The organism is Comamonas sp. B-9 (assembly GCF_000410635.1).
Lineage (GTDB): Bacteria > Pseudomonadota > Gammaproteobacteria > Burkholderiales > Burkholderiaceae_C > Comamonas.
The window spans coordinates 1-25,570 of the sequence record NZ_KE148537.1 but is presented as its reverse complement, the minus strand read 5'-3'; the positions used below and the strand labels follow the sequence as shown (position 1 = coordinate 25,570).

Sequence of the window (25,570 nt, the reverse complement as noted above, 5' to 3'; positions counted from 1 at the left end):
CACACGTTCAAAATGCCGGGACGATGGAGCCCTGGAACTCCTTGTCGATGAACTGGCGCACCTCGTCCGAATGGTAGGCCTTGACCAGGCGCGCCACCCAGGGCTTGTCCTTGTCAGCCTGGCGCACGGCAATCAGGTTGGTGTAAGGCGACTTGGCCGACTCGCGGGCAATGGCGTCCTTGGTGGGGTTGAGCTTGGCGGCAATCGCATAGCTGGTGTTGATGACGGCGGCATCGAGGTCATTGAGCGCATGGACCAGCTGGGCGGCATCGAGCTCGCGCAGGCGCAGCTTCTTGGGGTTATCGACTACATCGAGCGGCGTGGCCTTGATGCCGGCCGAGGCGCGCAGCTTGATGAGGCCATGCTCCTGCAGCAGCAGCAGCGCGCGGCCGCCGTTGGTGGGGTCATTGGGCAGACCGATCTGCGCGCCGGCGGGCAGGTCGGCCAGCGATTTCACTTTCTTGGAGTACAGCGCAATCGGTAGCACCACGGTGTTGGCCGCTGCCACCAGCTTGTAGCCCCGGTCCTTGACCTGCTGGTCCAGATAGGGGTGGTGCTGGTAGGCATTGGCATCCAGATCGCCGGCGACCAGCGCGGCATTGGGCTGGATGAAGTCGCTGAACTCGATCACCTGGATGCTGAGACCCTCTTTGGCGGCCGCTTGTTTGACGGCCTCGGCAATCTGCGCATGGGGGCCCGCCGTTACGCCCAGCTTGAGGGGCTTGTCCTGCGCAAAGGCAGGCGCGGCAAAGGCGGCAGAAACCGCCAGCAGGGCGGCGAGGGTGAAATGGCGCTTGAGCATGGAAGGCAGTCAGGGACAAGTAGACGGGCCCACATGCTACGTTCGATCGCTCAGATTAAAAAATAATATTATCGAATAACCAAAGACGCCATTCGCTATATGGAGCGGCTTAGTCGTCTGTCGGATCCGCAGGTTCTGGAGCCTGATCGCCGCCCGATGCCAGGTGCTGGCCGATCTGCATCCAGGCCTGGGCCGCTTCGGCATCGCCGGCAAAGTGGTGGCAACTGGCCGCAGCCATCGCGATGCGGGCATTGCGCGGGTCCAGGTCAAAGGCCAGCTCGTTCTGGGCGGCCGCGTTTTGCCACATCACCGTGGCATTGGGCGAGCCTTCCTTGTGCAAGGCATGGGCCTCGGCCATCCAGGCCTGGGCCAGGCGCAGCGCGGCTTCGGGCTGGTTGCGGTCGGCCTGGTGGGCGCGGTAAAAGGCCTGGCCCGCCTGCTGCCACAGCGCGCGGGCGGCAGCGAAATCGGTGGTGGCAATCTTTTGTGCCTCGGCAACGAAGTGCTTGCCGGTGGCGAGGTGGTGGCTGTAGCTGTCTGCGGTCATGGGGCTGCGATGGTAGCAGCGATGACAAGGGCTTGCAGGCGGCCCAGCACTTGCCACCGCGCGGACGGTTTAGCTGTGCGAAATACGCGTTCCGAGCAAGGCCAGGAACTGCGCCAGCCACTGCGGGTGGGCAGGCCAGGCGGGGGCGCTCACCAGATTGCCGTCGGTATGGGCCTGGTCCACGGCGATATCGGCATAGCTGCCGCCGGCCAGCACCACCTCGGCCTTGCAGGCCGGGTAGGCCGAGCAGGTTCGGCCTTTGAGCACACCGGCGCCCGCCAGCAGCTGCGCGCCATGGCAGACGGCGGCGACGGGCTTGTTGGCCGTGAAGAAATGGCGCACGGCGGCCAGCACCGCTTCGTTGTTGCGCAGGTACTCGGGGCCACGGCCGCCGGGGATCACCAGCGCGTCGTAGTCCTCTGCCTTGACGTCGGCAAAGCTTGCGTTCAGCGTGAAGTTGTGGCCGGGCTTTTCGCTGTAGGTCTGCGCACCTTCAAAGTCATGGATCGCCGTCTTGATATGGTCACCGGCTTTCTTGTCCGGGCAGACCGCATGCACCTGGTGGCCGACGGCCAGCAAGGTCTGGAAGGGCACCATGGTTTCGTAGTCCTCGCAGTAGTCACCACAGATCATCAGGATTTTCTTGGCCGGCATAGGGTCTCCAAAGGTTGGGTTCAGGCGGGTCTGCCTGCGCCATTGTGGGCCGGGCGGGCCCGGATGCCAAGGGCGCCCCGTGCGGGCAAAAAAAACCCTGCTCGTGGAGCAGGGTGGCAAAAGATGGCTTGGAGCCATCGCATGCTGTGGCGTTCATGGATACAGGCCACATCTTGGGCGCAGCGCAGGCGCTACGGGCTTCTCCTCTCGGAAAAATCAGAACTTGTAGGTGACGTAGAGGAACGGGATGATCGGGTCCAGCGTCAGGCGGGTCTGCGATACCGCCACCTTGTTGCCATTGACCGTCGTGGTCAGCTTGGCATCGGTCTTCATCGGCACATAGGACACCGAGAAGGTAATGCCCCAGTTCTTGTCGATCGCGTAGTTGGCACCGATGTTGAAGACCGGCGCCCACTGGCTGTCGATCTTGGCGGTGGTCTTGGCAACCCCTGGAGGCGCGCCGATCACACTGCCCAGCGTGTTTTGCAGGCCGCTGGTCAGCCGCACATTGCGGAACTGCGAATAGGTAACACCCAGGCCCAGCGAGACGCGGAACTTGTCATCGGCATTGCCAAAGAAGTACTTGCCCAGCAACGAAGGTGCATAGAGGCGCGCATTACCCAGCTCACCAATGGGCTCCAGGGTGCCGGCGCCATGGAGCTTGAGACGTGGCGGAATGCCCAGCACGCCTTCGACTGCCCAGTTGTCGGTCAGGAAGTAGTGCACGTTCAGGCCCAAGGTGGTGGCGCTCTTGAGATCGGCGCCCGAGCCAGGGATCTGGCGCTCAAAGGGCTCGACAAAGGTCAGCGGCTTGCTCTTGTCCTGGGGCGAGTAATTGAGCGCCCCGGCCCCTAACACCCAGTCGCCTGCCTTTTGGGCGTAAGCGCTGCTTGCGAGCAAGGCGGTGGCCGCCAGCCACATCCATTTCTTGGCTTGTTTCATTGCTTTGTCTCCTTGGGTTGCTGTTTGAACGATCGTCAAATCTGGCTTGTCTCGAAGACAGAGCATAGGAAGCCTGGCAGGCCATGTCGACAGGGTAAGCGCTGAATTTCAGCAAAAAAAGCACACTCGTTCTAATTTATGCCGATCTGGGGAAAATGCAGATGGGAAAGGGTGGAAGTTTGTTGTAAAAGCACACCTTTCTTACGCAGGCGCCTGCGGATCAGCGGCGCGGATTTTCCAGGCAGATGGAGGGTAAAGCTCGACTGATCGGGATGCGCAACCCCCATGCACCGGCCCCAACATGTCATAGCAACCAGCTTGGATCAACGATCGGTTTCGTGTTCCACCTGCCGTGCAAAGTCCTGCACCGAGCCCTCGTAGGGCTGGTTGTTGGCATCGAGCAGGGTCTGGCGAATGGCAGGCGAGCGAAGGGCTTGCTCGATCAATGCATGCAGATGCAGCACCGCCTGGGAGGGGGTATCCGGTGGGGCGAAGAGCCCGAACAGGGAATCCAGATTTGCGGATGGGTAACCCAGTTCCGCGAGGGTTGGCACCTCTGGGAGCACCGGCAGGCGGCGCGGCGCGCCAACCGCCAAGGCCTTGAAGCGCCCGTCACGCAAGGCGCTGAGCTGGTTTGGTGCGACGTTGGTCGACAGCAGCTCGAAGTGGCCACCGAGCGCATCGGTCAATTGCTGCCCGCCGCCCTTGTACGGAATATGGCTGATGCGCACGCCCGCAAGCTGACTCACGCGTTGCAAGACGGTGTGTCCGGTCGTGCCTTCACCCGTCGTTGCCCAGCGCAGCATACCGGGGTGCTTGCGCGCCTCGTCGATCATGTCGGCGAACGCGGAGGCTTGGAGCGCGGAGGTGCCCACCAACAGCAGCGGCGTGCGCATGACACCCGCCACGGGCTGCACCGGCAATGGCGCTGCACCCGCTGGAGTTCGGGTACGCCGCGCGGCCGCGTGGCGCAGCAGGCCCACGGCAGCGGCGGCGGTAAAGACCAGCATCTGGCCATCGGGCGGACTGCGTTGCAGGAGTTCCAGCGCCAAGGTTCCACTCGCGCCGGGCCGGTTCTCGACGATCACCGGCGCCTGGCGCTGATCGGCCATGGCTTTGGCCAAGGCCCGTGCCACCAGATCGCTGACACCGCCGGGGGGATAGGCCACCAAAATCTTCAGCGCAGCGCCTGGCTTTTTCTGGGCGGCCAGTCCCTCAGTGGCCACGAGCGATGCGCCCATCAAGCCGCTCAGCAACATGGCCCTGCGCGACCATCGTGGGGCGTTTGCCGGGCTCAGCTCGGGCCATTCGGACATCGATTCACCGGCTTTTGGAGGCATGGCGCTTGGCCAGCTTCTTGGCCAAGGCGATCACCGTGCCCAGCGGCCCATCGCAGTCATGCGCGCGGTACACCAAGGTCAACGGCGCCCAAAGATCGAGGGACGGATCGAGCGAGCGGTACACCACCGCATGGCGATGCGATCCTTTGATCGATGCCGGAACAATGGACAAGCCCACGCCTGCTGCCACCAGGTTCACATTGGTCATCATGCGCTCGACTTCGGCGGCCACCTCCACATGGACATGGCGTTGTGCACACAGCGCCAGCAGATTGGCATACAGGCCCGGCGCACCAGGCCTGCGCACCAGCACCAGTTTTTCGCCATCGAGCTCCTCCAGCATGACGGGCTGGGCGCTGTTGTGCGCCAACCGGTGGTCTACCGGAATGGCCAGCAGCGCTTCTTCCCGCAGCAGGGGCTCGAATGCCAATCCCTCCGGGTGTGCCACCGGGACGCGCAAAAAGCCGCAATGCAGACGCTGTGCCGCGACGGCTTCGGTGATTTCTGCGGCGTTGTTTTCGCTGACGCTCAGCACGATATCGGGGTGCGACTTGCGGCAGGTGCGCAGCACTTCCGGGGTGAAGGCATGCGCCGCCGCCGAGCTGGTGAAGCCTATGCGCAGATGGCCTCGCTCACCGCGCGCATACGCCTCGATGCGCTGCTGCATGGCAGCAAAGTCGCCAAGCAGCCGCTCAGCCTCGGCGCGCAACTCATGACCGAGATCGGTCAGGTCCACGCCTTTGGGATGGCGACGAAACAGCGCGCTGCCCAGCTCGTTTTCCAGCGCCAGAATCTGCTGCGACAACGGCGGCTGCTGGATGCCCAGGCGCTCTGCGGCACGCGTGATATGGCCGCATTCGGCCACCGCAAGAAAATACCGGAGATGACGCAGTTCCATATATTTAAAAAGTATGCAGTTGATATCTTAGAAATCTTTGAAATATTTCGCAAGCCGACCAAGAATAGGAAAGCCCTCGCCAACCAAGCGCTGGTCCGCCAGCCTGGCGAGGAGCCGCACCCATAAAAAACGCTTGATAGGAGACAAACCATGAAATCACCTCTTCCCCAACTCGGCCTGCCCCTGCTGGCGCTGCTCGCGCTCAGCGGCTGCGGCGACGGCTCCCTGGTGTTGCAAGGGCCGTCCACCTCCAACGAGGCAGCGCCCGTGACGGCCACTTGCCCCGCCGATGTGCCCAGCGACGCGAAATGCCTGTCCGGCCGCGACTCCAAGGGCGCGTTCTACATGATTGCCGTGCCGGCAAAGTGGAATGGCATCCTGGTGATGCATGCGCATGGAGGCCCCGATCTGGCCGCGCCCGATCTGGACCGCTCCATGGAAGACCTGACCCGCTGGTCCATCATGGTGAAATCCGGCTACGCATGGGCGGGCTCCTCCTACCGCCAGGGCGGTGTCGAAGTGCGCGCTGCCGCTGAAGACACGGAGCGTCTGCGCGGCATCTTCCGCAAGCATGTGGCGGTCCCCAGCAAGACCATCTTGCATGGCCAGTCCTGGGGCGCTGGCGTGGCAGCCAAGGGCGCGGAGATGTTCACGCTAGATACCGTCGGTGAGCGTCCCTACGATGGCGTGTTGCTCACCAGCGGCGTGCTGGGCGGGGGCACCCGTTCCTACGATTTCCGGCTCGATCTGCGTGTGGTCTACCAGTACCTGTGTGGCAACCACCCACGCCCCAGTGAACAGCCTTACGCGCTCAACCTCGGCCTGCCCGCCAATGTCACGATGAAGCAGGCGGATGTGGCGCTGCGCGTCAACGAATGCCTGGCGCTCAACAAGCCCGCTGCCGAGCGCACACCCGAGCAGAAGGCCAAAATCCAGACCATCGTCGATGTGATCAAGATTCCCGAGAGCGCCATCCAGTCGCACATGAACTGGGCGACCATGCACTTCCAGGATATCTCCGCCAGGCGCACCGGCGGCGAGAGCCCGTTCGGCAATGAAGGCGCGGTCTACACCGGCTCTACCGACGATGCGGCCCTGAACGCCGGCGTGCTGCGCTACAAAGCCAACCCTGCCGCCTACCAGAAGTTCGCCACCGACACCGACCCGGTCGGCAAGATTCCTGTGCCGGTGCTGTCCACCAAATGGATCAGCGACCCGACCGCGTTTGTGGAGCTCGACTCTCGTTTCCGCGAGGTGATGCAAGAAGGCGGCAGTGCTGCTCGTCTGGTGCAGACCTTCACGACAAACGGCACCCACAGCTTTATCAGCGATCCCACCTATCCCGCGCTGATGGACGCGCTGCTGCAGTGGGTGAACACCGGCACCAAGCCCACGCCTTCCGGCATCGCCAGTGCCTGCCTGGCCCTGGAAGCGACCTACGGCAAGGGTTGTAGCTTTGATGCGAGCTACACCTCACCTGCACTGTCCACACGCGTCGCTGCACGCCAACGTCCGCAGTGATCGCTGCTGGCGCTTTCCCGGTGCTTGGGTTCCGTGCGTACTTGGCCCACCGGGATATCGCTAGGAACCACAGCAAGCGACTAATGTTTTTTTGCACTGGCCAACGCTGAGGCCGGTGCAAAGGCAGCGGATGGGGACGCTGGCATGGATGCGGCTGCACGTGCTTTTGGAGGGTTTGGCAAACGACGCGACAGGAACGCCAGTTCTACCAACAATGAGCGCGGACAAGGCGCTCATGCGGTCAGTCGCTGGGTGTGCCGGATGGGCGCTGCTTGAGCATTCGGTTGATCCGGATGCTCAGCCCCCACGCCATCGCTGCGAATATGGCACTGCCCGTGATAGAGCCCATAGAGCGGCCGGAAAAGGAGGGGCTGAAAAGCGACCGCTGAACGGTGCTGGCGAGCGTGCGATCTGCAGGAGCGACCCAGGACATGCCCGCTGTGGATTGGTGGACTGAACAGAAGACATACAGCATGGCGCAGCAAACCAAGCCACCCAGCGCGCAGCGCTGTGCGACTTTGGCGAGGTGAACAGACTTCCATCCGTAGGCGATCAGCGGTAGCACCCACAGGGCAATGTCCGGCTGCACATAGCGTTTGAGGCTATCCAACCCTGGCTGGTAGGCATCCGAAAGTGATGCGGTGGCAGCATGGAAGTACACACCCGCGGCGTAGGCCAGCATGAACGTGAAGGTGGCCATGACTTCCCAATGCAGCCATGGCGATAGAGGGCGGTTGTCGGGGTGCATGCGCGGATTATCAAAGCGCGCATGCAGATGAGGATGAAGTCAGTGTGAACTCGAAACACGGCGCACCGGCCCGTGTTTCTGCGTCCGTCCTCAGCCTTGCGCCGCCCGCACACACACCAGCGCATCCACCTGGTCCAGCAGCATCTGCAGATGGCGCTCGCGCAAGCTGTCGCCCAGCAGGTCCACCTGCAGCAGGCTGCGCCAGGTGGCGGCGTGGTCGATGCGAAAGCCGCTGAGGGCGGAGATCAGGTAGTGCACATCGGTGGCAGTGACCTCGGGCTTGAACAGGCCCTGGACCACGCCGCGCTCCAGGATGCGCTCCAGGGGGGTGAGGGCCGCCCGGCGCAATGATTCGGTGTTGGAGATCTGGCCCAGCATTTCGCCGCCCTGGAAGTTCTCCTGCAGCACCAGGCGGGTGAAGGCCTGGTTGTTGGCGTGGTAGTCAAAGCTTTTCTGGGCCAGCGCATGCAGGGCTTCCAACGGCTCTAGCGCATCGAGGTTCAGGCTTTCTTCGGAGGCGCGGATGTCGGTGTAGCTTTGCTCGATGACGGCCAGGTACACATCCTTCTTGTTGCCGAAGTAGTAGTACAGCATGCGCTTGGCGCAGCCGGCCTTGGCTGCGATGCGTTCGAGCCGGGCGCCGTCATAGCCATAGTTGGCAAACTCGGTCTTGCCGGCATCGAGCAAGGCCTGGCGCATGCCTGCCGATGCGCCGGTCTCATCTGCCTGGGGGTCTTGAGGGGTTGGCTCTTGCTGGCCTTGCTGCTTGCTCACTGCCGGATCTCCGTGGACACAAGCGGGCAAGCGTACCATGGGCGCCCTTCGCGGAGCGTCGGCGATAAAAAAGCCATGGCTTGCAGTGCAGGCCATGGCGGGTTGTGGGTCAAAGGGCTGCTGGCTGGTGGCCCGGCCCCATGCAGGTGCTTACTGGGCCTTGTCAGGCAGCGCGTAGGCAATCACATAGTCGCCACGGTCGGGCGACTGGCGCGCGCCGCCGGCAGAGATCAGCACATACTGCTTGCCGGTCTTGGGCGATTGGTAGGTCATCGGGCCGCCCTGGCTGCCCACGGGCAGGCGGCTTTTCCAGATCTCCTGGCCGTTGGCGGTGTTCCAGGCGCGCAGGTAGTAGTCCTGCGTGCCGGCAAAGAACACCAGGCCGCCTTGCGTGGCCAGGCTGCCGCCCAGGGTGGGCAGGCCCACGGGCATTGGCATGCGCATCTTGATGCCCATCGGGCCGGTGTCCTGCACGGTGCCCACGGGCACCTGCCAGACCACTTGCTGGGTCTTCATGTCAATCGCTGAGAGCGTGCCAAAAGGGGGCTTCTGGCAAGGGATGCCCAGCGGCGACATGAAGCGGTCCTTGATGACGGCATAAGGCGTGCCGCCCAGCGGCACCTGGCCCATGCCGGTGTTGGGTTGCTCGCCACCATCGGACAGCGCGGCCTTGGGCTTTTGCGGCATCATCTGCACCCACAGGCCCAGGCGCATGTCGTTGACAAAGATCAGGTGGTTGTTCGGGTCGGCCGAGATACCGCCCCAGTTCATGCCGCCCAGCGAGCCGGGGAAGCTCAGCGACACATCGGTGTCAGGCGCGGTGAACAGGCCTTCATAGCGCATCGACTTGAACTTGATGCGGCAGACCAGCTGGTCCAGCGGCGTCGCGCCCCACATGTCCGCTTCGGTCAGGGTCTGGGTGCCAATCTGCGGCATGCCGACGGAGACGCGCTGGGTAGCAGCATATTTCTCGCCGGCAATGCCTGCGGGCTTGACCGGCACATCGTCCACCTGGGTCAGCGGCTGGCCGCTTTGGCGGTCCAGCACAAAGATCTGGCCGGCCTTGGTGCCCACCACCAGTGCGGGCGTGGTGCTGCCATCCTTTTGGGGGAAGTCGATCAAGGTCGGGGCCATCGGAATATCAAAATCCCAGAGGTCGTTGTGCACGGTCTGGTAGACCCATTTCTCATGGCCGGTGGAGGCATCGAGTGCGAGGATCGAGGCGCCGTACTTCAGATCGGCGGCCGAGCGCGGCACGCCATACAGATCGACCGAGGGCGAGCCCATCGGCAGGTAGACGGTGTTGGAGCTGGGGTCGTAGGTGGTGCCAGCCCACACATTGGCGGACGAGCGCGTGTAGGTGGCGCCGGGGGCCAGCACCTCGTTGGGCGTGTTGGAGCCCGCATCAAAGGCCCAGCGCAGCGCGCCGGTCATCACGTCAAAGCCACGGATCACGCCGCCGGGCATATCGACCTGGACGTTGTCGGCCACCCGGCCGCCGACGACGATGGTGGTGCCGGCCACGGTGGGGGCCGATGTGAGCGTGTAGTAGGCCGGGTTGGCAATGGCGCCCAGGCCCTGCTTCAGATCGACAATGCCCTGGTTGCCAAAGCCGGCGCAGAGCTCGCCGTTGTCGGCATTGATCGCAAACAGGCGCGCGTCGATGGTGTTCATCACGATGCGGCGCTGGCACTGGTCGCCAGTGGGCAGCGCAACGGGCTGCACCAGCGACGATCCCGCCACCTGCGGCACCGGCAGCGGCGCATTGGCATCAAAATAGGCCAGGCCCCGGCAGCGTTCCCAGACACCGCCCACATGCGAGTTGGTGTCGTGGCGCCACAGCTGCTTGCCGGTGTCGGCATCGAGCGCAATCACGTTGTTGCTGGGCGTGCAGACAAAGACCTTGTCACCCACTTGCAGCGGCGTGGTCTGGTCTTCGGCACCGGCGCCGGTGGATTGGGGCACATCGCCGGTGTGGAAGGTCCAGGCCACCTGCAGCTGGTTGACGTTGTCCACATTGATCTGGTCCAGCGCCGCAAAGCGGTCGTTGTTCGTGCCGTTGCCGTAATGGCTCCAGTCCTTTTGCGCGCTGGCGGCATCCACCGGCTTGCGGCTGATGGCCGCCTGGTTCTGCACCTCGGGATGGATCTGGAACATGGACGCAAAGCTGACCAGGCCCACGAGCAGCAGCACGCCCGCCAAAGCCAGCGGGCCCTTGTTGCTGCGAGCGCGCGGGGCGCCCGCTTGCAGCAGCGGCAGGCAGGCGCTGACCACCGCTGCGCCAAAGGTCATCGCCAGCAGGCGCGAGACCAGGCTCCAGTAGTCCAGGCCTACTTCGGCCAGGGCCCACAGCACCGTGGCGGCAAAGGTCGCCAGGTACAGCCAGGCGCCCGAGCGGCGGCCGCGCAGCACCTGCACGCCCGACAGCAGCAGGCCCAGGCCTGCCAGCAAAAAGTACCAGCTGCCGCCCAGGCTGATGAGCTTGCCGCCGCCGACCAGAAAGGCCAGGCCGGCCATGGCCAGCACTGCGCCCAGCACGCCGAGCAGCAGGCGCACGGCCAGTGACGGTACACGCGCTTGTTGTGTCATATCGATCCTCGAATCTGTCTTGGGCCCGGCAGGCGCAGCAGCCCTCTGCACCAGGCCCGGGATGGGGCGTTGTGCAGAGGGCCCGAAGCAGTCGCTGCTACAGACCTTGTCTTGTGTGAGAAAAAATGTCCATTGTGGTGAGAAATAAAGTCCATCGCTGCCTGATGTGTACCGGATATTTCAAGAATTTCTGAAACAAATAGCCGCCGAGCAGCCATGGGCTGGCGCAAATGCTGCTGGGGCGCGCGCTGAAGCGACGTGGATTTATGCGCTGAAATGCTGCTTCATCAGCGGCTTGAGGATGCCGTGCACGGCCTTGACCAGGCGGTTGTGCGGCCGCGCGGCCGGTGTGGCCAGCACGATGCGGTTGCGGATCACCGGATGGCTGACCTGGGCGGTGAACACCGGCGCACTGCCCGGCCAGGTCTTCACAGCGCTGGCGGGCACGACCGAGCAGCCCACATTGCGGGCGACCAGGGACAGCACCATCTTGATCGAATCGACCTCGGCAACGATGCGCAGCGGCAGCTGCTGGTCTTCGACCGCGTCGTCAAAAATCATGCGCAGTGCCTGCGGGCGGCTGGGCAGCACCAGCGGGTAGTCCACCAGCTGGGCGACCTTGACCCGCTCGGGCAAGGGGCGGGTGCTGATCAGCACCAGGGGCTCGCGCGCCAGCGGCTCGGTCAACAGCTGCGGGGTGGGGCTGGGGTCAAACAGCACGGCCACATCCAGGCGGTCGGCCAGCAGCCATTCGCGCAGGCGAATGCTCAGGCTCTCTTCGACAATGATCGAGGCATCGGGGCAGGCCTGCAAAAACTGCTGCACCACATCGGGCGTGACCAGGCTGGCCACCAGCGGCGGCAGGCCCAGGCGCACCTTGCCGCGCGGGCTTTGCAGACGCGCGGCCATGTCGGCCTTGGCGGCATCGACGGCCGCGCTGATGTTGCGCCCATGGGCCAGCATGGCCTTGCCCGATTCAGTCAGCCGCACGCCCCGGCCATGGCGCTCGAGCAGCGGCTGGCCCAGCTCAGCCTCCAGCAGCTGCACCTGGCGGCTCAGGGTCGGCTGGCTCAGGTTCAGCGCCGCAGCGGCCTTGCTGTAGCTCTGTGCCTGGGCGACCGCCATGAAGTACTGCAAGCGCACAAAATCCATGCATCACCTCTATATCTGATATTTGGATTTTATAGGCGATAAAAAAACTGGCAGTTCCACAATGCGCTCAAGACGACTCTTTGATGGCCTTGCATGAACGCCCCGACCCCCCACCTCCAGCAGCCCGTACAGACCTATACGCTGGCGCCCTCGCGCCCCAGTCTGGTGCTGCCCGCCGGCAGCTGCGACAGCCATGTGCATGTGTTTGGCCCGGTGAACGAATTTCCGTATGCGGAGCCGCGCAGCTTCACCCCCGCCGATGCGGGCAAGGAGACCTTGTTCGCGCTGCACCGCCATCTGGGCATCAGCCGCTGCGTGATCGTGCAATCGGCCTGCCATGGCTATGACAACCGCGTGGTCGAGGATGCGATTGCCCACGGCGGCGGCCGCTACCTGGGGGTGGCGCTGGTGCCGCTGTCGGTATCGCGTGCTGAGTTGCAGCGCCTGGCGGCAGCAGGCTTTCGGGCGATCCGCTTTAACTTCATGAAGCACCTGAACACCGGCGCATCGGTCGAGGACGTGGTGGCCTTGACGCCGATGCTGGCCGAGCTGGGCATGCACCTGCAGATCCATTTTGAGAGCGCGCTGATCCACAGCCTGGGCCCCGTGCTGCAGCAATCGGCCTGCCCGGTGGTGATTGACCATATGGGCCGTGTTGACGCGACGCTGGGCCGGGAAGGCGCCGATTTTCAGGCACTGCTGCGGCTACTGGAGCAGCCACTGTTTTACGTGAAGGTCAGCGGTATCGACCGCATCGATGCGACGCCGCCTTACCAGCACGGCATTGCGCGGGCGCAGGAGCTGGTGGCCCATGCGCCCGAGCGCGTGCTCTGGGGCAGTGACTGGCCGCACCCCAACCACACGCATGTGCCCGATGACGGCGTGCTGGTCGATGCGCTGGCGCAGTTCAGCCCCAATCCGGCGCATCTGCAGGCCCTGCTGGTGGACAACCCCCAGCGCCTCTACCGCTTCGCAGCCTGAGACATTCGCAAGGAAAAAAGCATGGCGATTTTTGATGCCCACACCCCCGTCAACCCGCAAGGCCGGCTGGCCGGCAAGGTGGTCTACATCACCGGTGCCGGCGCCGCAGGCGCGGGCTGGGGCAACGGCCGGGCGACGGCGATCCGCTTTGCGCAGGAAGGCGCACTGGTGTTTGGCGTGGACCGCAATGCCCAGGCGCTGCGCGAGACCGAGGGCAGCATCCGCAGCGCGGGCGGCCAGTTTGTGGCGGGCCATTGCGATGTGATGGACCCGGCGTCGATCGCCGCATCGGTACAGGCCTGCCAGGCGGCGCTGGGGCGCATCGATGTGCTGGTCAACAACGTGGGCGGGTCGGCCAAGGGCGGGCCGGTCGAGATGGACGAAGCGGTCTGGGATGCCCAGCTGGACTACAACCTCAAAAGCGTGTTTCTGTGCTGCAAGGCGGTGCTGCCGCTGATGCAGGCCCAAGGCGCGGGCAGCATCGTCAATATCTCATCGACCTCGGGCATGCGCTGGACCGGTGCGGCGCAGATCGCCTATGCATCGAGCAAGGCGGCGGTGATCCAGTTTTCCAAGGTGCTGGCCGTGCAGTACGCGCCGCACCGCATCCGCGTGAACACCGTCGTTCCCGGCCAGTTGCACACGCCGATGGTCGAAACCCGTCTGGCCGGCCAGCGCGCCGGTGGCGATGTCGAGGCGCTGCTGGCCCAGCGCCAGGCGCGTATTCCGCTGCCCTTCATGGGCGATGGGCGCGACACCGCCAATGCGGCGCTGTTCCTGGCCTGTGACGAATCGCGCTTTGTGACGGGCACCGAGATTGTGGTGGACGGCGGTATGACCGTGCGCTGCGGATAAAGCAAGATTATTGAAGGAGACAACGATGAGATTCCAAGCCTTTCCCGCAGCCCGCCAGTGGCTGCACGCTGCCGTGCTCGGCACCGCCCTGGGCTGCGCCAGCAGCGCCATGGCGCAAAGCGAGATGACGCGCCTCCTGGTGGCTTTTCCGCCCGGCGGCCCGGTGGACTTCATTGCGCGCAGCATGTCGCAGCAGCTGGCCAAGGAGCTGGGCCATCCGGTGATTGTGGAAAACAAGCCCGGCGCCAACGGCGCGATTGCCGCCGACAGCGTGATCCGCTCCGCACCCGATGGCAAGACCCTGTGGCTGACCAGCGTGGGCGCGGTGGCCATCAACCCCGCGCTCTACCCCAAGCTGAACTACAAGCCCGCCAGCGACCTGGTGCCCGTCTCGCTGGTGGTCAACAACGTGGAGATCATGGTGGTCAACGCGCAGACCAGTTACAAGGATGGCAAGGACTTTGTGCAGGCCGCCAGCCAGCGCAAGGACAAGCCGATGACCATGGCCTCGTCAGGTACCGGCAGCGTGCCGCATCTGGCGGCCATCCAGCTCAATGAATCGGCTGGCCTGAACCTGATGCATGTGCCCTACAAGGGCGCCGCCCCCGCCATCACCGATCTGATGGCCGGCCATGTCGATGGCTTCTTTGGTGACATTCCCGGCCTGGTGGGCGCCATCGACAGCGGCAAGTTCCGGCCCGTGGGCATTGCCGCTGCCAAGCGCAGCGCCCGCTACCCGAACGTACCCACCTTTGACGAGCTGGGCTACAAGGGTGTGGATTCGAACAACTGGTATGCGGTGTTTGCGCCCAAGGGCACCAGCGCCCAGGTGGCCGCCACCTTGAGCCGCGCCATCCATGCTGCCTTGCATGCGCCCGATGTACAGCGCAAGATCGAGGCCTCGGGTGCCGAGGTGGTGGGCTCCAGCCCCGAAGCGCTGGCCCAGCAGCTGGCGACCGATACCGAGAAGTGGACCGCCATCATCCGCCGCAACCGTATCACCCCCGATTGAGAATGAAAGACTGCCATGCGCATTGAAGCGATTGAGCCAGGCACGCGCAGTGCGCTGGCGGAGCTGGAGCAACAGATACGCGCCGAGCGCGGCCGCATCTCGCCGCTCTACCAGGTGCTGCTGCACAGCCCCGCCATTGCCAAAGGCTGGGAGCAGATGCTCTCTGCCGTGCGCAACTACAGCAGCATCGATGCGGGGCTGCGCGAGCTGATCATCCTGCGGGTGGCCATGCTCAACCAGGCCGCCTATGAGTTCGAGGCCCATGTGCCCCATGCGCTCAAGGCCGGCGTGACGCAGGCCGCCATCGATGCAACGCGCGACACCGGCACCACCGCCAGCCCGGCCTGGGATGGCCTGCAGCAGCTGGCCATCGCAGTGACCGATGCACTGACCCGCGATCTGCAGGTGCCCGAGCCCCTGTTTGCACAGGTGGCCGCCCGCTTCAATGCGCAAGAGCAGGTGGAGCTGTTTGCCACCATCGGCGCCTACAACATGGTGTCGCGCTTTTTGAACGCCTTTGAGATTGGCCACTGATGCCCGCACCCACACCTGCTACCGCTATCGACAGCCTGCTGCTGCGCTGCACGCCGGCAGCCCATGAAACCGCCACCACGCTGGCGCAGGCCGCGTTGGCGCTACTGCGCAGGGATTTTGCTGATCTGCGGCTAGTACGCGTGGCCCAGCAGCCCCAAGGCATCGCCTATCTGTACTTCGCACTCGGCAGCCCGCAGCCGCTGAGCGCCGATCAAACGCGGCAGGCCGAGCGCCGCTTGCAGAGCGCAGGCAGCGCCGGCCTGGCCGCTTGCGAGCTCTCGCGCCTGCAGCTGGTGATGCACTGTATCGGTCCGGCCAACGGTGAAGCCACGCCGGTGCACTACGCTGTGGAGATGGACCCCGAGGCCGATTGGCAGGACGAGTTGTTTGCCTGGTATGACCAGGAGCATCTGCCCGGCTTAGCAGCCGTGGCCGGCACCGCCCAGGCCTTTCGCTACCTGAACCTGGACCATGGGCCGCTGTCGCTCGCCTGCTATGACCTGGTCGATGCCGAGGTGATGGGCTGCCCGGCCTGGCTGGCGGTGCGGGGTACCCCATGGAGCGCGCGCGTGCGGCCGCATTTCACCAACACCCGGCGCACGATGTTTGATGCGCAACCGCTGGTGGAGGCGATAAGCTAGGCGCTAGCCACCGGCGAGCACAGCTCCACCAGGCTGCCATCCGGGCAGCGCACATAGGCCACCACCTGGCCCCAGGGCTTGGTGGTCGGTGCTGCCAAGGCGGTTGCACCGGCGGCCAGTGCACGCTCGTAGGCAGCAGCCACTTCGTCGCTGACCAGCGCAATCTCCACACCCAGTGGCTGGGCCGATTCTGAGGCGGCCACATGGCCGCCGCTGAAGTTGGCATGGCCCAGCGCATGGTCGGCAAAGGCCAAGGTGGTGGCGCCGGTCTCCAGCTCGCCGTAGCTGCCCGAGGGGTGCAGAAAGCGGGTGGCCAGGCCAAAGGCCTGTGAGAAAAAGGCCAGCGATGCGGCAACATCGGGCACATAGACGATGGTGTAGCCGAACTGCAGTGCAGGCATCGTCATACCCGCACCAACTGGCCATGCACCTCCTGCGGGTTGCGCAGCAGGCTCAGGATGGGGCAGGTGCTCTCGACCGATGCATACAGCGCATCGATCTGCTGATCGCTGGCGGGCGAGCCTACGCGCACTTCGTAGCGGATGCCTTGCAGGCCACGCGGCAGTGATTCAAAGCCGGGGGTGCCGGCGCGCGCATCCATGCTGCCCCAGACATCGACCTCGACCGAATCCAGCGGCACCTGCATGGCGGCGGCCTGGATCTCGAAGATGTGCACCATGCAGGTGCCCAGCACGCCCAGCTGCAGCTCGGGCGAGCTGGGGCCCAGATCGTAGCCGGCAAAGCCGCTGGCACTGTCGCTGATGATCTGGTGGTCGCGGATGCGCATGCGGCGCAGGCCGGTGCGGCCCTCGGCCGTCACCTTGGCATGCAGCGGGCTGGGGCCCACTTCGCCATCGGTGATGCGCTGGTCGCGGGCCAGCACTGCCTTGCGCTTGTGGACCAGAAATTCGTTGAGGCTCATGGCAACTCCTTCAGATTCAGTGTTTGTGGTTGGCGCGGCGTGCGAGCCATTCGCCCGCAAATTGCAGCACCGAGACCAGGGCGACGAGGATGACGATGACTTCGAACATCACCCGTGTTTCATAGCGCTCGTAGCCATAGCGGATGGCCAGATCCCCCAGGCCGCCCGCGCCCACGGCGCCGGCCATGGCCGAGGCGTTGACAATGGCGATCACGCAGACCGTCATGCCGCCGATGATGCCGGGCAGGGCCTCGGGCAGCAGCACATGGCGCACGATGTGCCAGCGCTTGCAACCCATGGCGCGCGCCGCCTCGATGAGGCCTCTGTCCACATCGTTGAGGCTGACCTGGGCAATGCGGGCGAAGAACGGGATCAGGTTGGCCGACAGCGGCACCACGGCGGCCCAGGTGCCCAAGGTGGTGCCCACCAGCGCGCGGGTGAGCGGCAGCAGCGCGACCAGCAGGATGATGAAGGGGATGGCGCGGAAGATGTTCACCAGCACCGACAGGCCCTTGTAGAACAGCGGGCGCGCATACAGGCCCTTGGGGCCGGTGACGGTCAGCACAATGGCCAGCAGCAGGCCGCAGCTGATGGCGATGACCGAGGACACGCCGACCATCAGCAGGGTCTGGCCCAGGGCCTGCAGGTATTTATCAATGGGGCTGGACATAGCCAAGAATCTCCAGGGTATCGGCGCCTGCGGCCTGGCGCAGGGTCTCCACAGGCGGCAAGGGGCTGGCCGGCAGGCGCACGATCAGCTGGCCCACGCTGTGGCCTTGCAGATGGTCCAGGCCGCCATGGATCAGCTGGGTGCCGCCGCACAGCGACTCCAGCGCCTGCAGCGCGGCCAGCGGCAGGCCCTGGCCGGGTGGCAGGCCATGAAAGCGCAGGCCGATCAGCGCCTGGTTATGGCTGGCATCGGGCGTGGGCTGCAGCTGCCGGGCTACCTCATGGGGCAGGCCTTGCTTGAGCGAATGCAGCATGGCTTGCGAGGCCGCGCTTTGCGGCGCGCCAAACACCTGCCAGACCTCGCCCAGCTCCTGCATGCGGCCATGGTCCAGCACCAGCACGCGGTCGCAGATGGCGCGGATGACGGCCATGTCATGGGTGATCAGCACCACCGTCAGTCCCAGCTGGCGGTTGATGTCGCGCAGCAGGTCCAGGATCGATTGCGTGGTCTCCGGGTCCAGTGCCGAGGTGGCCTCGTCGCAGAGCAGCACCTCGGGCGAATGCACCAGCGCCCGGGCAATGCCCACGCGCTGCTTTTGTCCGCCCGAGAGCTGCGCCGGGTAGGCCTGGGCCTTGGCAGACAGCCCCACCAGGTCGAGCAGCTTGCCCACGCGCTCCTGCATCTGGCTGGCGCTGGCGCCGGCCACGCGCAGCGGCAGCGCCACGTTCTCCCAGACGGTCTTGGACGACAGCAGGTTGAAGTGCTGGAAGATCATGCCGATCTTGCGGCGCAGCTGCACCAGGTCGTCCTCGGGCAGGCGGGCCGGGTCGATGCCCTGCACCTGCACGCGGCCCTGGCTGGGCACTTCCAGCGCATTGATGGTACGCAGCAACGTCGACTTGCCCGCGCCACTGCGGCCGATGATGCCGAAGATCTCGCCGCGGCGGATCTCGAAGCTGATATCGGCCAGCGCCTGCATGGCGCCGGGGTGCCCGTCGGCGCCGTCATAGCTCTTGCCGACCTGCTCAAAAACAATGTGCGCGGCCATCGTCAGAAGGCCGGTGCGTACATGTCTTTGAACTTGGTGTTGATGAGCTGGCGGATGCTGTCGTTCTGGAACGAGGCGACCAGCTGCTTCACCCAGGGTGCATCCTTGTCCTGGCTGCGCACGGCGATCAGGGCCGCGTAGGGGTTGCCTTCGCTCTTCTCGACCGCAATGCCATCGATGAAGGGGCGCAGACCGGCCTGGAAGGCGAAGTTGCTGGTGATGGCCGCCGCATCCATGTCCTGCAGCGAGCGCGCCAGCACCACGGCATGCGCCTCGGTAAAGCGCAGCTTGCGCGGGTTGTCGATGATGTCGGCCGGACCGGCCTTGGGGCTGAACGGATCAAAGCCATCGCGCAGGCGGATAAGGCCATGGTCGCGCAAGACGATCAGCGCCCGCGCCTGGTTGCTGGCGTCATCGGTGATGCCGATGTGGGCGCCCTGGGGCAGGTCTTCCAGGCGCTTGTGCTTGCGCGAGTAGAAGGCCAGCGGCGACATCATCGTCGTGCCCACTGCGCTGATCTTGTAGCCACGCTGGCGTACCTGTTCTTCGAGGAAGGGCAGATGCTGGAAGGCGTTGGCCTGCAGGTCGCCATTGTTCAGCGCCTCGTTGGGGCTGACCGAGGCGCTCATCACCACCAGCTCCAGGTTCAGGCCCCGGGTCTTGGCAACCTTGGCGACTTCGCTCCACAGATCTTCTGCCACACCACCGCGAATGCCCACCTTGATCAGCTTGGGCGCACTGGCATCCGCTGCCCAGACAAAGGCAGAAGAGGTGGCGGCCAGGACGGCCAGGCTGGTGTGGAGAAATGCGCGCTTGTTCATGACATGAAACCTGTTTTACAAAAACAGCGAGCAGTGTACGTCATCGTTTGCTGCAGTGCAGCATGCGCCAGGCTGGGCGCAGCGGTGTTATGCGCGGGTCATCAGGCGCCTGCATTCCCTATCGATCAAGGGAATAAGCACCGGCGGTGCTTGCGAAGGGTTCTCAGCGGCTGCTGCAGGCCTTGCAGGTTTGCAGGGCCAGGCGGTGCAGCGCCTGCCAGCCGTTGGCCGGCCACTCGGGCACCTTCAGGCCCTTGACGATGCCATCGACCGCATGGGCCGAGTGCAGCAGGCGGGCGACGGTGGCATCGCTGATGCGGGGCAGCACGCGCTCAAAATGGCGCTCCTTGTTGCCCCAGACGCGGTTCTCGCGCAGGGCCATGGGCATGGGCCGGCCGTTGCGCAGCGCGTCCTTCACCCGCTTCATCGCGCGGATGTCTTCGGCCAGCGCCCAGTGCACCAGCACCTCGGCCTCGCCTTCGGCCTGCAGGCCGTTGAGCATGCGCTCGGTGCGCAGCACCTGGCCGGAGAGCACGGCATCCGAGAGCTTGAACACGTCGTAGCGGGCGACATTCAGCACCGCCTGCTCGACCTGCTCAAAGCCGAGCTCGCCTGCCGGGTAGAGCAGGCCGAGCTTTTGAATTTCCTGGTGGGCGGCGAGCAGGTTGCCCTCGACCCGGTCGGCAAAAAAGGCCAGGGTGCGCTGGCCTTCTTCACCGGCTTTGACATGCTGCTTTTGCTGCTGCAGGCGCTGGGCGATCCAGGCGGGCAGCGCGGCGCGCTCGATGCTGTCGATCTGCAGGGTGATGCCATGCGACTCCAGCGCTGCAAACCAGGCACCGGTCTTGGTGGCCTTGTCCAGGCGCGGCAGCACCACGATGGTCAAGGTGCTGTCGTTGTCCACACTGCTGCTGACCAGCTGCTGCAGCGCCGTACTGCCATCCTTGCCGGGCTTGCCGCTGGGGATGCGCACTTCGATGATCTGCTTGTCGGCAAAGAGGCTGAGGCTCCCGCCGGCCGCGAGCACCGCGCTCCAGTCAAAATGCGCGCCGGCGACGGTAAAGCTGCTGCGCTCGGTATAGCCGTTGGCGCGCGCGCTGGCGCGGATGGCGTCCACGGCCTCCTGCACCAGCAGGGGCTCGTCGCCATGCACGGTGTACAGAGACCGCAGCCCCTTGCCCAGCTGGGCACTCAACTGATTCAACGGCACTTGCATGCTTGGTGGCGCTTCCAGCGCTGCGTGGCCGCAGCGCTTGTCATTCGGTAGGGGTGACGGACTTGACGATGGCCAGGCGCCGCACGATCTGCTGAACGATGTCGGTCTGCATGTTGCGGTAGAGCATTTCCTCTTCGTTCGCCTTGGACAGTGCGTAGGTTTCCAGGTAGCTGATTTCGCGGTACTGCATCAGCTCGGAATCGGGCACATAGAGGCCGCCCTTGGCATCACGCACCCGAAAGCGCGTGATCAGGCGGATCTGCAGCTCGCGCACCTCGCCGGCCGCATTGCGCGAGACGACGACGCGCTCGCGGCGCTGGCCCAGGTCATCGTAGATGGCCTCGGCCTGCGTGGCCTGGCTCGGGTCGCGCAGCACCTGCAGGCTGCCGGCAGCCTCCAGGTGGCGTTGCAGCTCTTTGAGGAAGCCCGAATTGGCGTTGCCGTTCAAATACAGCGATTTGAAGGCGAAATCCACCGATCCGCGCAGTTTGAAGCCGCATGCCGCCAGCAGCGGCACGCTTGCCAGGGCAGTAAGCAGCGTGCGTTTTTGCATGGCGCTTAGACTACCACGTTCACCAGGCGGCCCGGCACGATGATGACTTTCTTCGGGGTCGCGCCATTGGCGATTTTCTGGAAGTCTTCATTGGCCAGAGCGGCTGCTTCAATCGTGGCCTTGTCAGCGCCGGCAGCGACGATGATGGAGCCGCGCAGCTTGCCGTTGACCTGCAGCATCAGCTCGATCTCGTCCTGCACCAGCGCCTGGGCATCGACCTCGGGCCAGGCGGCATCCAGCAGGCCCCCAAAGGCCTGCTGGTAGCCCAGCGCATCCCACAGCACCTGGGTGAGGTGGGGCGTGGCCGGGTAGAGCGCGCGCAGCAAAATGCCAAAGCCTTCGACCAGCGCGGCGCGGCCGCCTTCGCTGTCCACGGCCTTGAAATCTTCCAGCGCGTTGATCATCTTCATCGCGCCCGACACCACCGTGTTGTACTGCATGCGGCTGTAGTCATAGGCCACTTGCTTGAGCACGGTGTGGATCTCCAGGCGCAGCGCCTTGGCTTCCTTGCCAAAGGCGGCGCTGGCAGCGCTGGCTGCCTGGGCACGTGCAGCGTCAAACTCCGGCGCATGCAGCTTGCTGCCGAAGTTGTAGACACGGCGCAGGAAGCGGTAGCTGCCTTCAACGGCCGACTCGTTCCACTCCAGGGTCAGCTCGGGCGGCGCGGTGAACATGGTGTAGAGGCGCGCGGTATCGGCGCCGTACTTCTCGATCAGGTCCTGCGGGTCGACACCGTTGTTCTTGGACTTGGACATCGTGCCCACGCCCTCGTAGTCGATTGCGGTGCCAACGGGCAGCAGGCCATCGGCGCTGTCCACGGCCACCTTGAGCTGGGCGCCCACGACCTTGCCGGTCTCGTCAAATACCTGCTCCACATCCTTGGGCCAGAAGTATTCCTTGCCACCCTTGGCGGTGCGGCGGCTGTAGATGTGGTTGAGCACCATGCCTTGCGTGAGCAGCTTGGTGAAGGGCTCGTCGACCTTCACCAGGCCCAGGTCGCGCATGACCTTGGTCCAGAAGCGTGCGTACAGCAGGTGCAGGATCGCGTGCTCGATGCCACCGATGTACTGGTCCATCGGCATCCAGTAGTCGGCGCCGTCGGCCACCATCTTCTCGCTGTTCTTGGCATCGCAATAGCGCATGAAGTACCAGGACGAATCCACAAAGGTGTCCATGGTGTCGGTCTCGCGGCGGGCCGGCTTGCCGCAGCAGGGGCAGACCACGCCGGCGTGGAAGGCTTCGCTCTTGATCAGCGGGTTGCCCGAGCCATCGGGCACCAGGTCTTGCGGCAGCACGACCGGCAGGTCCTTCTCTGGCACGGGCTGGGCACCGCAGTCTTCGCAGTGGATGATCGGGATCGGGGTGCCCCAGTAGCGCTGGCGGCTCACGCCCCAATCGCGCAGGCGCCAGGTGGTTTTCAGCTCGCCCAGGCCCTTGGCTTCGAGCGCCTTGGCGACGGCTTGCACACCTTCCTTGTAGTGCAGGCCATCAAAGTCGCCCGAGGCGATCAGTACGCCGCGTTCCTTGTCGCCATACCAGTCCTGCCATTGCTGGCTGTCGTAGGGGCCTTCGCCCTCGACGGCCACCACCTGGCGGATCGGCAGGCTGTACTTGTTGGCGAACGCAAAGTCGCGTTCGTCATGGGCGGGCACGCCCATCACGGCGCCGTCGCCATAGCTCATCAGCACATAGTTGCCGATCCAGACCTCGACCTGCGCGCCGGTGATCGGGTGGGTGACGAACAGGCCCGTGGGCTTGCCTTCCTTTTCCTTGACGGCGAGTTCGGCCTCGGTGGTGCCGCCCTTCTTGCATTCTTCGATGAAGGCCGCCAGCTCGGGGTTGGAGGCGGCGGCATGCGTGGCCAGTGGGTGCTCAGGGGCCACGGCGCAGAAGGTCACGCCCATGATGGTGTCGGCACGCGTCGTGAAGACATACATCTTGCCGTCGCCGATCAAGCTGCCATCGGCGTTCTTCACGCCATGCGTGAACGCAAAGCGCACGCCGGCGCTCTTGCCGATCCAGTTTTCCTGCATCAGGCGCACCTTGTCGGGCCAGCCGGTCAAGGTCGCCTTGTCGTTGCCCATCTGCACATGGTCCAGCAGCTCTTGCGCGTACTGGGTAATGGCCAAGTAGTAGCCCGGGATCTCGCGCTTTTCCCCCAGCGCGCCGGTGCGCCAGCCACGGCCGTCGATCACCTGTTCATTGGCCAGCACGGTCTGGTCCACCGGGTCCCAGTTCACGGTCTGGGTCTTGCGGTAGGCGATGCCCTTGTCCAGCATCTTGAGGAACAGCCACTGGTTCCACTTGTAGTAGTCGGGGTCGCAGGTCGCCACTTCGCGGCTCCAGTCGATCGCCAGACCCATCGCCTGCATCTGCTTTTTCATGTAGGCGATGTTGTCGTAGGTCCACTGCGCGGGCGGCACGCTGTTCTTGATCGCGGCGTTCTCGGCCGGCAGACCAAAGGCATCCCAGCCCATGGGCATCAGCACGTTGTAGCCCTGCATGCGCAGCTGGCGCGTGAGCATGTCGTTGATGGTGTAGTTGCGCACATGGCCCATGTGCAGCTTGCCGCTGGGGTAGGGCAGCATGGAGCAGGCGTAGAACTTTTTCTTGCCCGCGTCCTCGGACACGCGGTAGGCATCTTGGGCTTGCCACTGGCTTTGCGCGGCGGCTTCTACGTCGGAGTGGTTGTATTTTTCTTGCATGGAACTGGTCAGGAAAAAGCGGCCGCCCACGGGCTTTCCGGGGCGAGGTCAATTGGGCAAAGATTGTAGGCCCATCGCCATAGCCCGTGGATGGCGAGTGCCGCACGCTGGGGTGCGGTTATACATGCCATGTAAAAATAAATGGTTATCTATCTATTGATAGTCAATATCGTGGTCGCAGCGTGCCCAGGGCCGCGCCAGCCGCATCTCCCCATTTCCATCCGATTTATCCCCCTTTGAAAGGACTCTGCCTCGTGACCTGGGAAACCCTGGACCAATACGAACCCTGGATGCAAACGGCCGCCGGTCTGGCGGCCTTGGTATTGCTGGCCTATGCACTGCGCCTGGTGGTGCGCATGGCGCTGCTGCAGATCGTGCCGCGCTTTCGCTCCAGCCTGGGTGCGGCCTGGCTGCGTACCTTGCTGGACAACCGCATTCTGGTGCGCGTGGCGCAGATCGTGCCCTCGCTGGTGGTCCAGACGGGCATTGCTGCGGTGCCGCACCTGCCGGTCATCGCCAGCACGGTGATCCGCAATGTGGCGATTGCGGTGACGGCGCTGCAGGTGGCGCGCCTGCTGTGCGCCATCATGGACGGCATCCAGGAGGCCAACGAGAACCAGCTGGAATCTGCCCAAAGCACGCGCTCGGTCAAAAGCTATGTGCAGCTGGGAAAGATGCTGGTGATGGTGGTCGCGGGCATCGTGATGGTGGCGACCTTGATCGACCGCTCGCCGCTGATTCTGCTCAGCGGCCTGGGCGCCATGTCGGCAGTGCTGATGCTGGTGTTCAAGGACACGATCCTGTCGTTCACCGCTGGAGTGCAGCTGTCGAGCAATGACATCCTGCGCGTGGGCGACTGGCTGGAGATGAACCAGGTCGGCGCCGATGGTGCCGTGGTGGACATGGCGCTCAACACCGTCAAGGTGCGCAACTGGGACAACACCATCACCACCATCCCCACCTGGCGCCTGATGAGCGACAGCTTCAAGAACTGGCGCGGCATGTCGGAATCGGGCGGCCGCCGCATCAAGCGGCCCCTGTGCATCGACACCACCTCGGTGCGCTTTCTGACCCGCGCTGAAATCGCCGAGCTGAGCCATATCGCCCTGCTGCGCCCCTACCTGGAAGGCAAGGTCGCCGAGATCACTGCCTACAACCAGGATTTCTCGGCCAAGGCACCGGACATGGCCGACGAGATCGTCAACCTGCGCCAGCTCACCAACATCGGCACCTACCGTGCCTACTGCAATGCCTATTTGCAGGCCCACCCCAAGCTGCGCAAGGACATGACCTTGATGGCCCGCGCGATGGAGCCGACCAACCAGGGCTCGCCGCTCGAGATCTATGCCTTTACCGACACCACCGCCTGGCTAGAGTACGAGGCGATCCAGGGCGATATCTTTGACCACCTGATCGCCATCCTGCCGGAGTTTGGCCTGCGCGTGTTCCAGGTGCCATCGGGCAATGACATGCAGGTGGCGCTGCGCCAGCACGAAGTGCAGGCCCTGCAGCGCTGAGCCTGTCTGTTGCCTAGCGCCGCGCCCCCTGGGCCGGTGCTGGCGCGGGTGACGGTGAGGGCACATTCGCCACCGCCTCGGGCAGCGGCTCGGGCGCCACGGCCACCGGCTCGTCGGCCTCTGGCACC

25 protein-coding genes are annotated in these 25,570 nt (G+C 64.6%); 7 read left to right on the top strand and 18 right to left on the bottom strand.

Annotated elements, in window-relative coordinates:
• Positions 1-7: 7 nt before the first annotated feature.
• From H928_RS0107805 to H928_RS0107780, 6 genes are all read right to left on the bottom strand, one after another.
• Entirely contained in the window at positions 8-802 is a 795-nt protein-coding gene (locus H928_RS0107805) for a MetQ/NlpA family ABC transporter substrate-binding protein (RefSeq protein WP_021025977.1), read from the bottom strand.
• A gap of 109 nt (positions 803-911) precedes the next feature.
• The gene (locus tag H928_RS0107800; RefSeq protein WP_021025976.1) at positions 912-1,349 is read right to left on the bottom strand and encodes a hypothetical protein; all 438 of its coding nucleotides are present in this window, start codon (positions 1,347-1,349) and stop codon (positions 912-914) included.
• Between the two features lie 69 nt (positions 1,350-1,418).
• Positions 1,419-2,003 carry a DJ-1/PfpI family protein gene (locus tag H928_RS0107795; protein WP_021025975.1) on the bottom strand — a complete coding sequence of 195 codons (585 nt, stop codon included), beginning with the start codon at positions 2,001-2,003 and terminating at the stop codon, positions 1,419-1,421.
• A gap of 216 nt (positions 2,004-2,219) precedes the next feature.
• Positions 2,220-2,945, bottom strand: a complete 726-nt coding sequence (locus H928_RS0107790) for an OmpW family protein (protein WP_027010678.1) — start codon at positions 2,943-2,945, stop codon at positions 2,220-2,222.
• A 323-nt stretch (positions 2,946-3,268) separates the two neighbouring features.
• Positions 3,269-4,261 carry a tripartite tricarboxylate transporter substrate binding protein gene (locus tag H928_RS0107785; RefSeq protein WP_084635733.1) on the bottom strand — a complete coding sequence of 331 codons (993 nt, stop codon included), beginning with the start codon at positions 4,259-4,261 and terminating at the stop codon, positions 3,269-3,271.
• 4 nt (positions 4,262-4,265) lie between these two features.
• Positions 4,266-5,183, bottom strand: coding sequence for a LysR family transcriptional regulator (locus tag H928_RS0107780; protein ID WP_021025972.1), 918 nt, complete (start codon positions 5,181-5,183; stop codon positions 4,266-4,268).
• Between the two features lie 150 nt (positions 5,184-5,333).
• On the opposite strand from H928_RS0107780, the gene H928_RS0107770 reads away from it, so the two are divergent.
• The gene (locus H928_RS0107770) at positions 5,334-6,704 is read left to right on the top strand and encodes a hypothetical protein (protein ID WP_021025970.1); all 1,371 of its coding nucleotides are present in this window, start codon (positions 5,334-5,336) and stop codon (positions 6,702-6,704) included.
• Between the two features lie 241 nt (positions 6,705-6,945).
• On the opposite strand, the gene H928_RS0107765 is transcribed toward H928_RS0107770, so the two are convergent.
• The 4 genes from H928_RS0107765 to H928_RS0107750 all read right to left on the bottom strand — a co-directional run bounded on the left by H928_RS0107765 (position 6,946) and on the right by H928_RS0107750 (position 11,967).
• Positions 6,946-7,452 carry a hypothetical protein gene (locus H928_RS0107765; RefSeq protein ID WP_021025969.1) on the bottom strand — a complete coding sequence of 169 codons (507 nt, stop codon included), beginning with the start codon at positions 7,450-7,452 and terminating at the stop codon, positions 6,946-6,948.
• Between the two features lie 90 nt (positions 7,453-7,542).
• Positions 7,543-8,226 (bottom strand): TetR family transcriptional regulator, encoded by a 684-nt coding sequence (locus H928_RS0107760; protein WP_021025968.1) that lies wholly within the window; start codon positions 8,224-8,226, stop codon positions 7,543-7,545.
• A gap of 150 nt (positions 8,227-8,376) precedes the next feature.
• Complete coding sequence (locus tag H928_RS0107755) at positions 8,377-10,815, bottom strand: membrane-bound PQQ-dependent dehydrogenase, glucose/quinate/shikimate family (RefSeq protein WP_021025967.1); 2,439 nt, start codon at positions 10,813-10,815, stop codon at positions 8,377-8,379.
• 264 nt (positions 10,816-11,079) lie between these two features.
• Positions 11,080-11,967 carry a LysR family transcriptional regulator gene (locus H928_RS0107750; RefSeq protein ID WP_021025966.1) on the bottom strand — a complete coding sequence of 296 codons (888 nt, stop codon included), beginning with the start codon at positions 11,965-11,967 and terminating at the stop codon, positions 11,080-11,082.
• Between the two features lie 93 nt (positions 11,968-12,060).
• Here H928_RS0107750 and H928_RS0107745 point away from each other — a divergent pair, with 93 nt between their 5' ends.
• The 5 genes from H928_RS0107745 to H928_RS32720 are packed head-to-tail and all read left to right on the top strand — an operon-like array spanning position 12,061 to position 15,990.
• Positions 12,061-12,948, top strand: a complete 888-nt coding sequence (locus H928_RS0107745; protein ID WP_021025965.1) for an amidohydrolase — start codon at positions 12,061-12,063, stop codon at positions 12,946-12,948.
• Between the two features lie 21 nt (positions 12,949-12,969).
• Positions 12,970-13,803 (top strand): SDR family NAD(P)-dependent oxidoreductase, encoded by an 834-nt coding sequence (locus tag H928_RS0107740; RefSeq protein WP_021025964.1) that lies wholly within the window; start codon positions 12,970-12,972, stop codon positions 13,801-13,803.
• 25 nt (positions 13,804-13,828) lie between these two features.
• The gene (locus H928_RS0107735) at positions 13,829-14,815 is read left to right on the top strand and encodes a tripartite tricarboxylate transporter substrate binding protein (RefSeq protein WP_021025963.1); all 987 of its coding nucleotides are present in this window, start codon (positions 13,829-13,831) and stop codon (positions 14,813-14,815) included.
• A gap of 15 nt (positions 14,816-14,830) precedes the next feature.
• The gene (locus tag H928_RS0107730; protein WP_021025962.1) at positions 14,831-15,349 is read left to right on the top strand and encodes a carboxymuconolactone decarboxylase family protein; all 519 of its coding nucleotides are present in this window, start codon (positions 14,831-14,833) and stop codon (positions 15,347-15,349) included.
• A complete protein-coding gene (locus H928_RS32720) occupies positions 15,349-15,990 on the top strand; it encodes a hypothetical protein (protein ID WP_021025961.1) in 642 nt (213 codons plus the stop codon). The genes H928_RS0107730 and H928_RS32720 overlap by 1 nt, the downstream gene beginning before the upstream one ends.
• Here H928_RS32720 and H928_RS0107720 read toward each other — a convergent pair.
• The 8 genes from H928_RS0107720 to leuS all read right to left on the bottom strand — a co-directional run bounded on the left by H928_RS0107720 (position 15,987) and on the right by leuS (position 23,925).
• Entirely contained in the window at positions 15,987-16,382 is a 396-nt protein-coding gene (locus H928_RS0107720; RefSeq protein WP_027010674.1) for a VOC family protein, read from the bottom strand. The genes H928_RS32720 and H928_RS0107720 overlap by 4 nt on opposite strands.
• Before the next feature lie 11 nt (positions 16,383-16,393).
• Positions 16,394-16,912: an OsmC family protein gene (locus tag H928_RS0107715; RefSeq protein WP_021025959.1), complete on the bottom strand. Its 519-nt coding sequence runs from the start codon at positions 16,910-16,912 to the stop codon at positions 16,394-16,396.
• 16 nt (positions 16,913-16,928) lie between these two features.
• Positions 16,929-17,582, bottom strand: coding sequence for a methionine ABC transporter permease (locus tag H928_RS0107710; RefSeq protein WP_021025958.1), 654 nt, complete (start codon positions 17,580-17,582; stop codon positions 16,929-16,931).
• Positions 17,566-18,630 carry a methionine ABC transporter ATP-binding protein gene (locus H928_RS26705; RefSeq protein ID WP_021025957.1) on the bottom strand — a complete coding sequence of 355 codons (1,065 nt, stop codon included), beginning with the start codon at positions 18,628-18,630 and terminating at the stop codon, positions 17,566-17,568. The genes H928_RS0107710 and H928_RS26705 overlap by 17 nt, the downstream gene beginning before the upstream one ends.
• Before the next feature lie 2 nt (positions 18,631-18,632).
• Complete coding sequence (locus H928_RS0107695) at positions 18,633-19,451, bottom strand: MetQ/NlpA family ABC transporter substrate-binding protein (protein ID WP_021025956.1); 819 nt, start codon at positions 19,449-19,451, stop codon at positions 18,633-18,635.
• A 163-nt stretch (positions 19,452-19,614) separates the two neighbouring features.
• Entirely contained in the window at positions 19,615-20,667 is a 1,053-nt protein-coding gene (gene holA, locus H928_RS0107690) for a DNA polymerase III subunit delta (protein WP_021025955.1), read from the bottom strand.
• 40 nt (positions 20,668-20,707) lie between these two features.
• Entirely contained in the window at positions 20,708-21,220 is a 513-nt protein-coding gene (lptE, locus tag H928_RS0107685) for an LPS assembly lipoprotein LptE (protein ID WP_021025954.1), read from the bottom strand.
• Between the two features lie 5 nt (positions 21,221-21,225).
• Positions 21,226-23,925, bottom strand: coding sequence for a leucine--tRNA ligase (gene leuS, locus H928_RS0107680; protein ID WP_027010673.1), 2,700 nt, complete (start codon positions 23,923-23,925; stop codon positions 21,226-21,228).
• Positions 23,926-24,215: 290 nt separating this feature from the next.
• Here leuS and H928_RS0107675 point away from each other — a divergent pair, with 290 nt between their 5' ends.
• The gene (locus H928_RS0107675; RefSeq protein ID WP_052329826.1) at positions 24,216-25,442 is read left to right on the top strand and encodes a mechanosensitive ion channel family protein; all 1,227 of its coding nucleotides are present in this window, start codon (positions 24,216-24,218) and stop codon (positions 25,440-25,442) included.
• Positions 25,443-25,570: the final 128 nt, after the last annotated feature.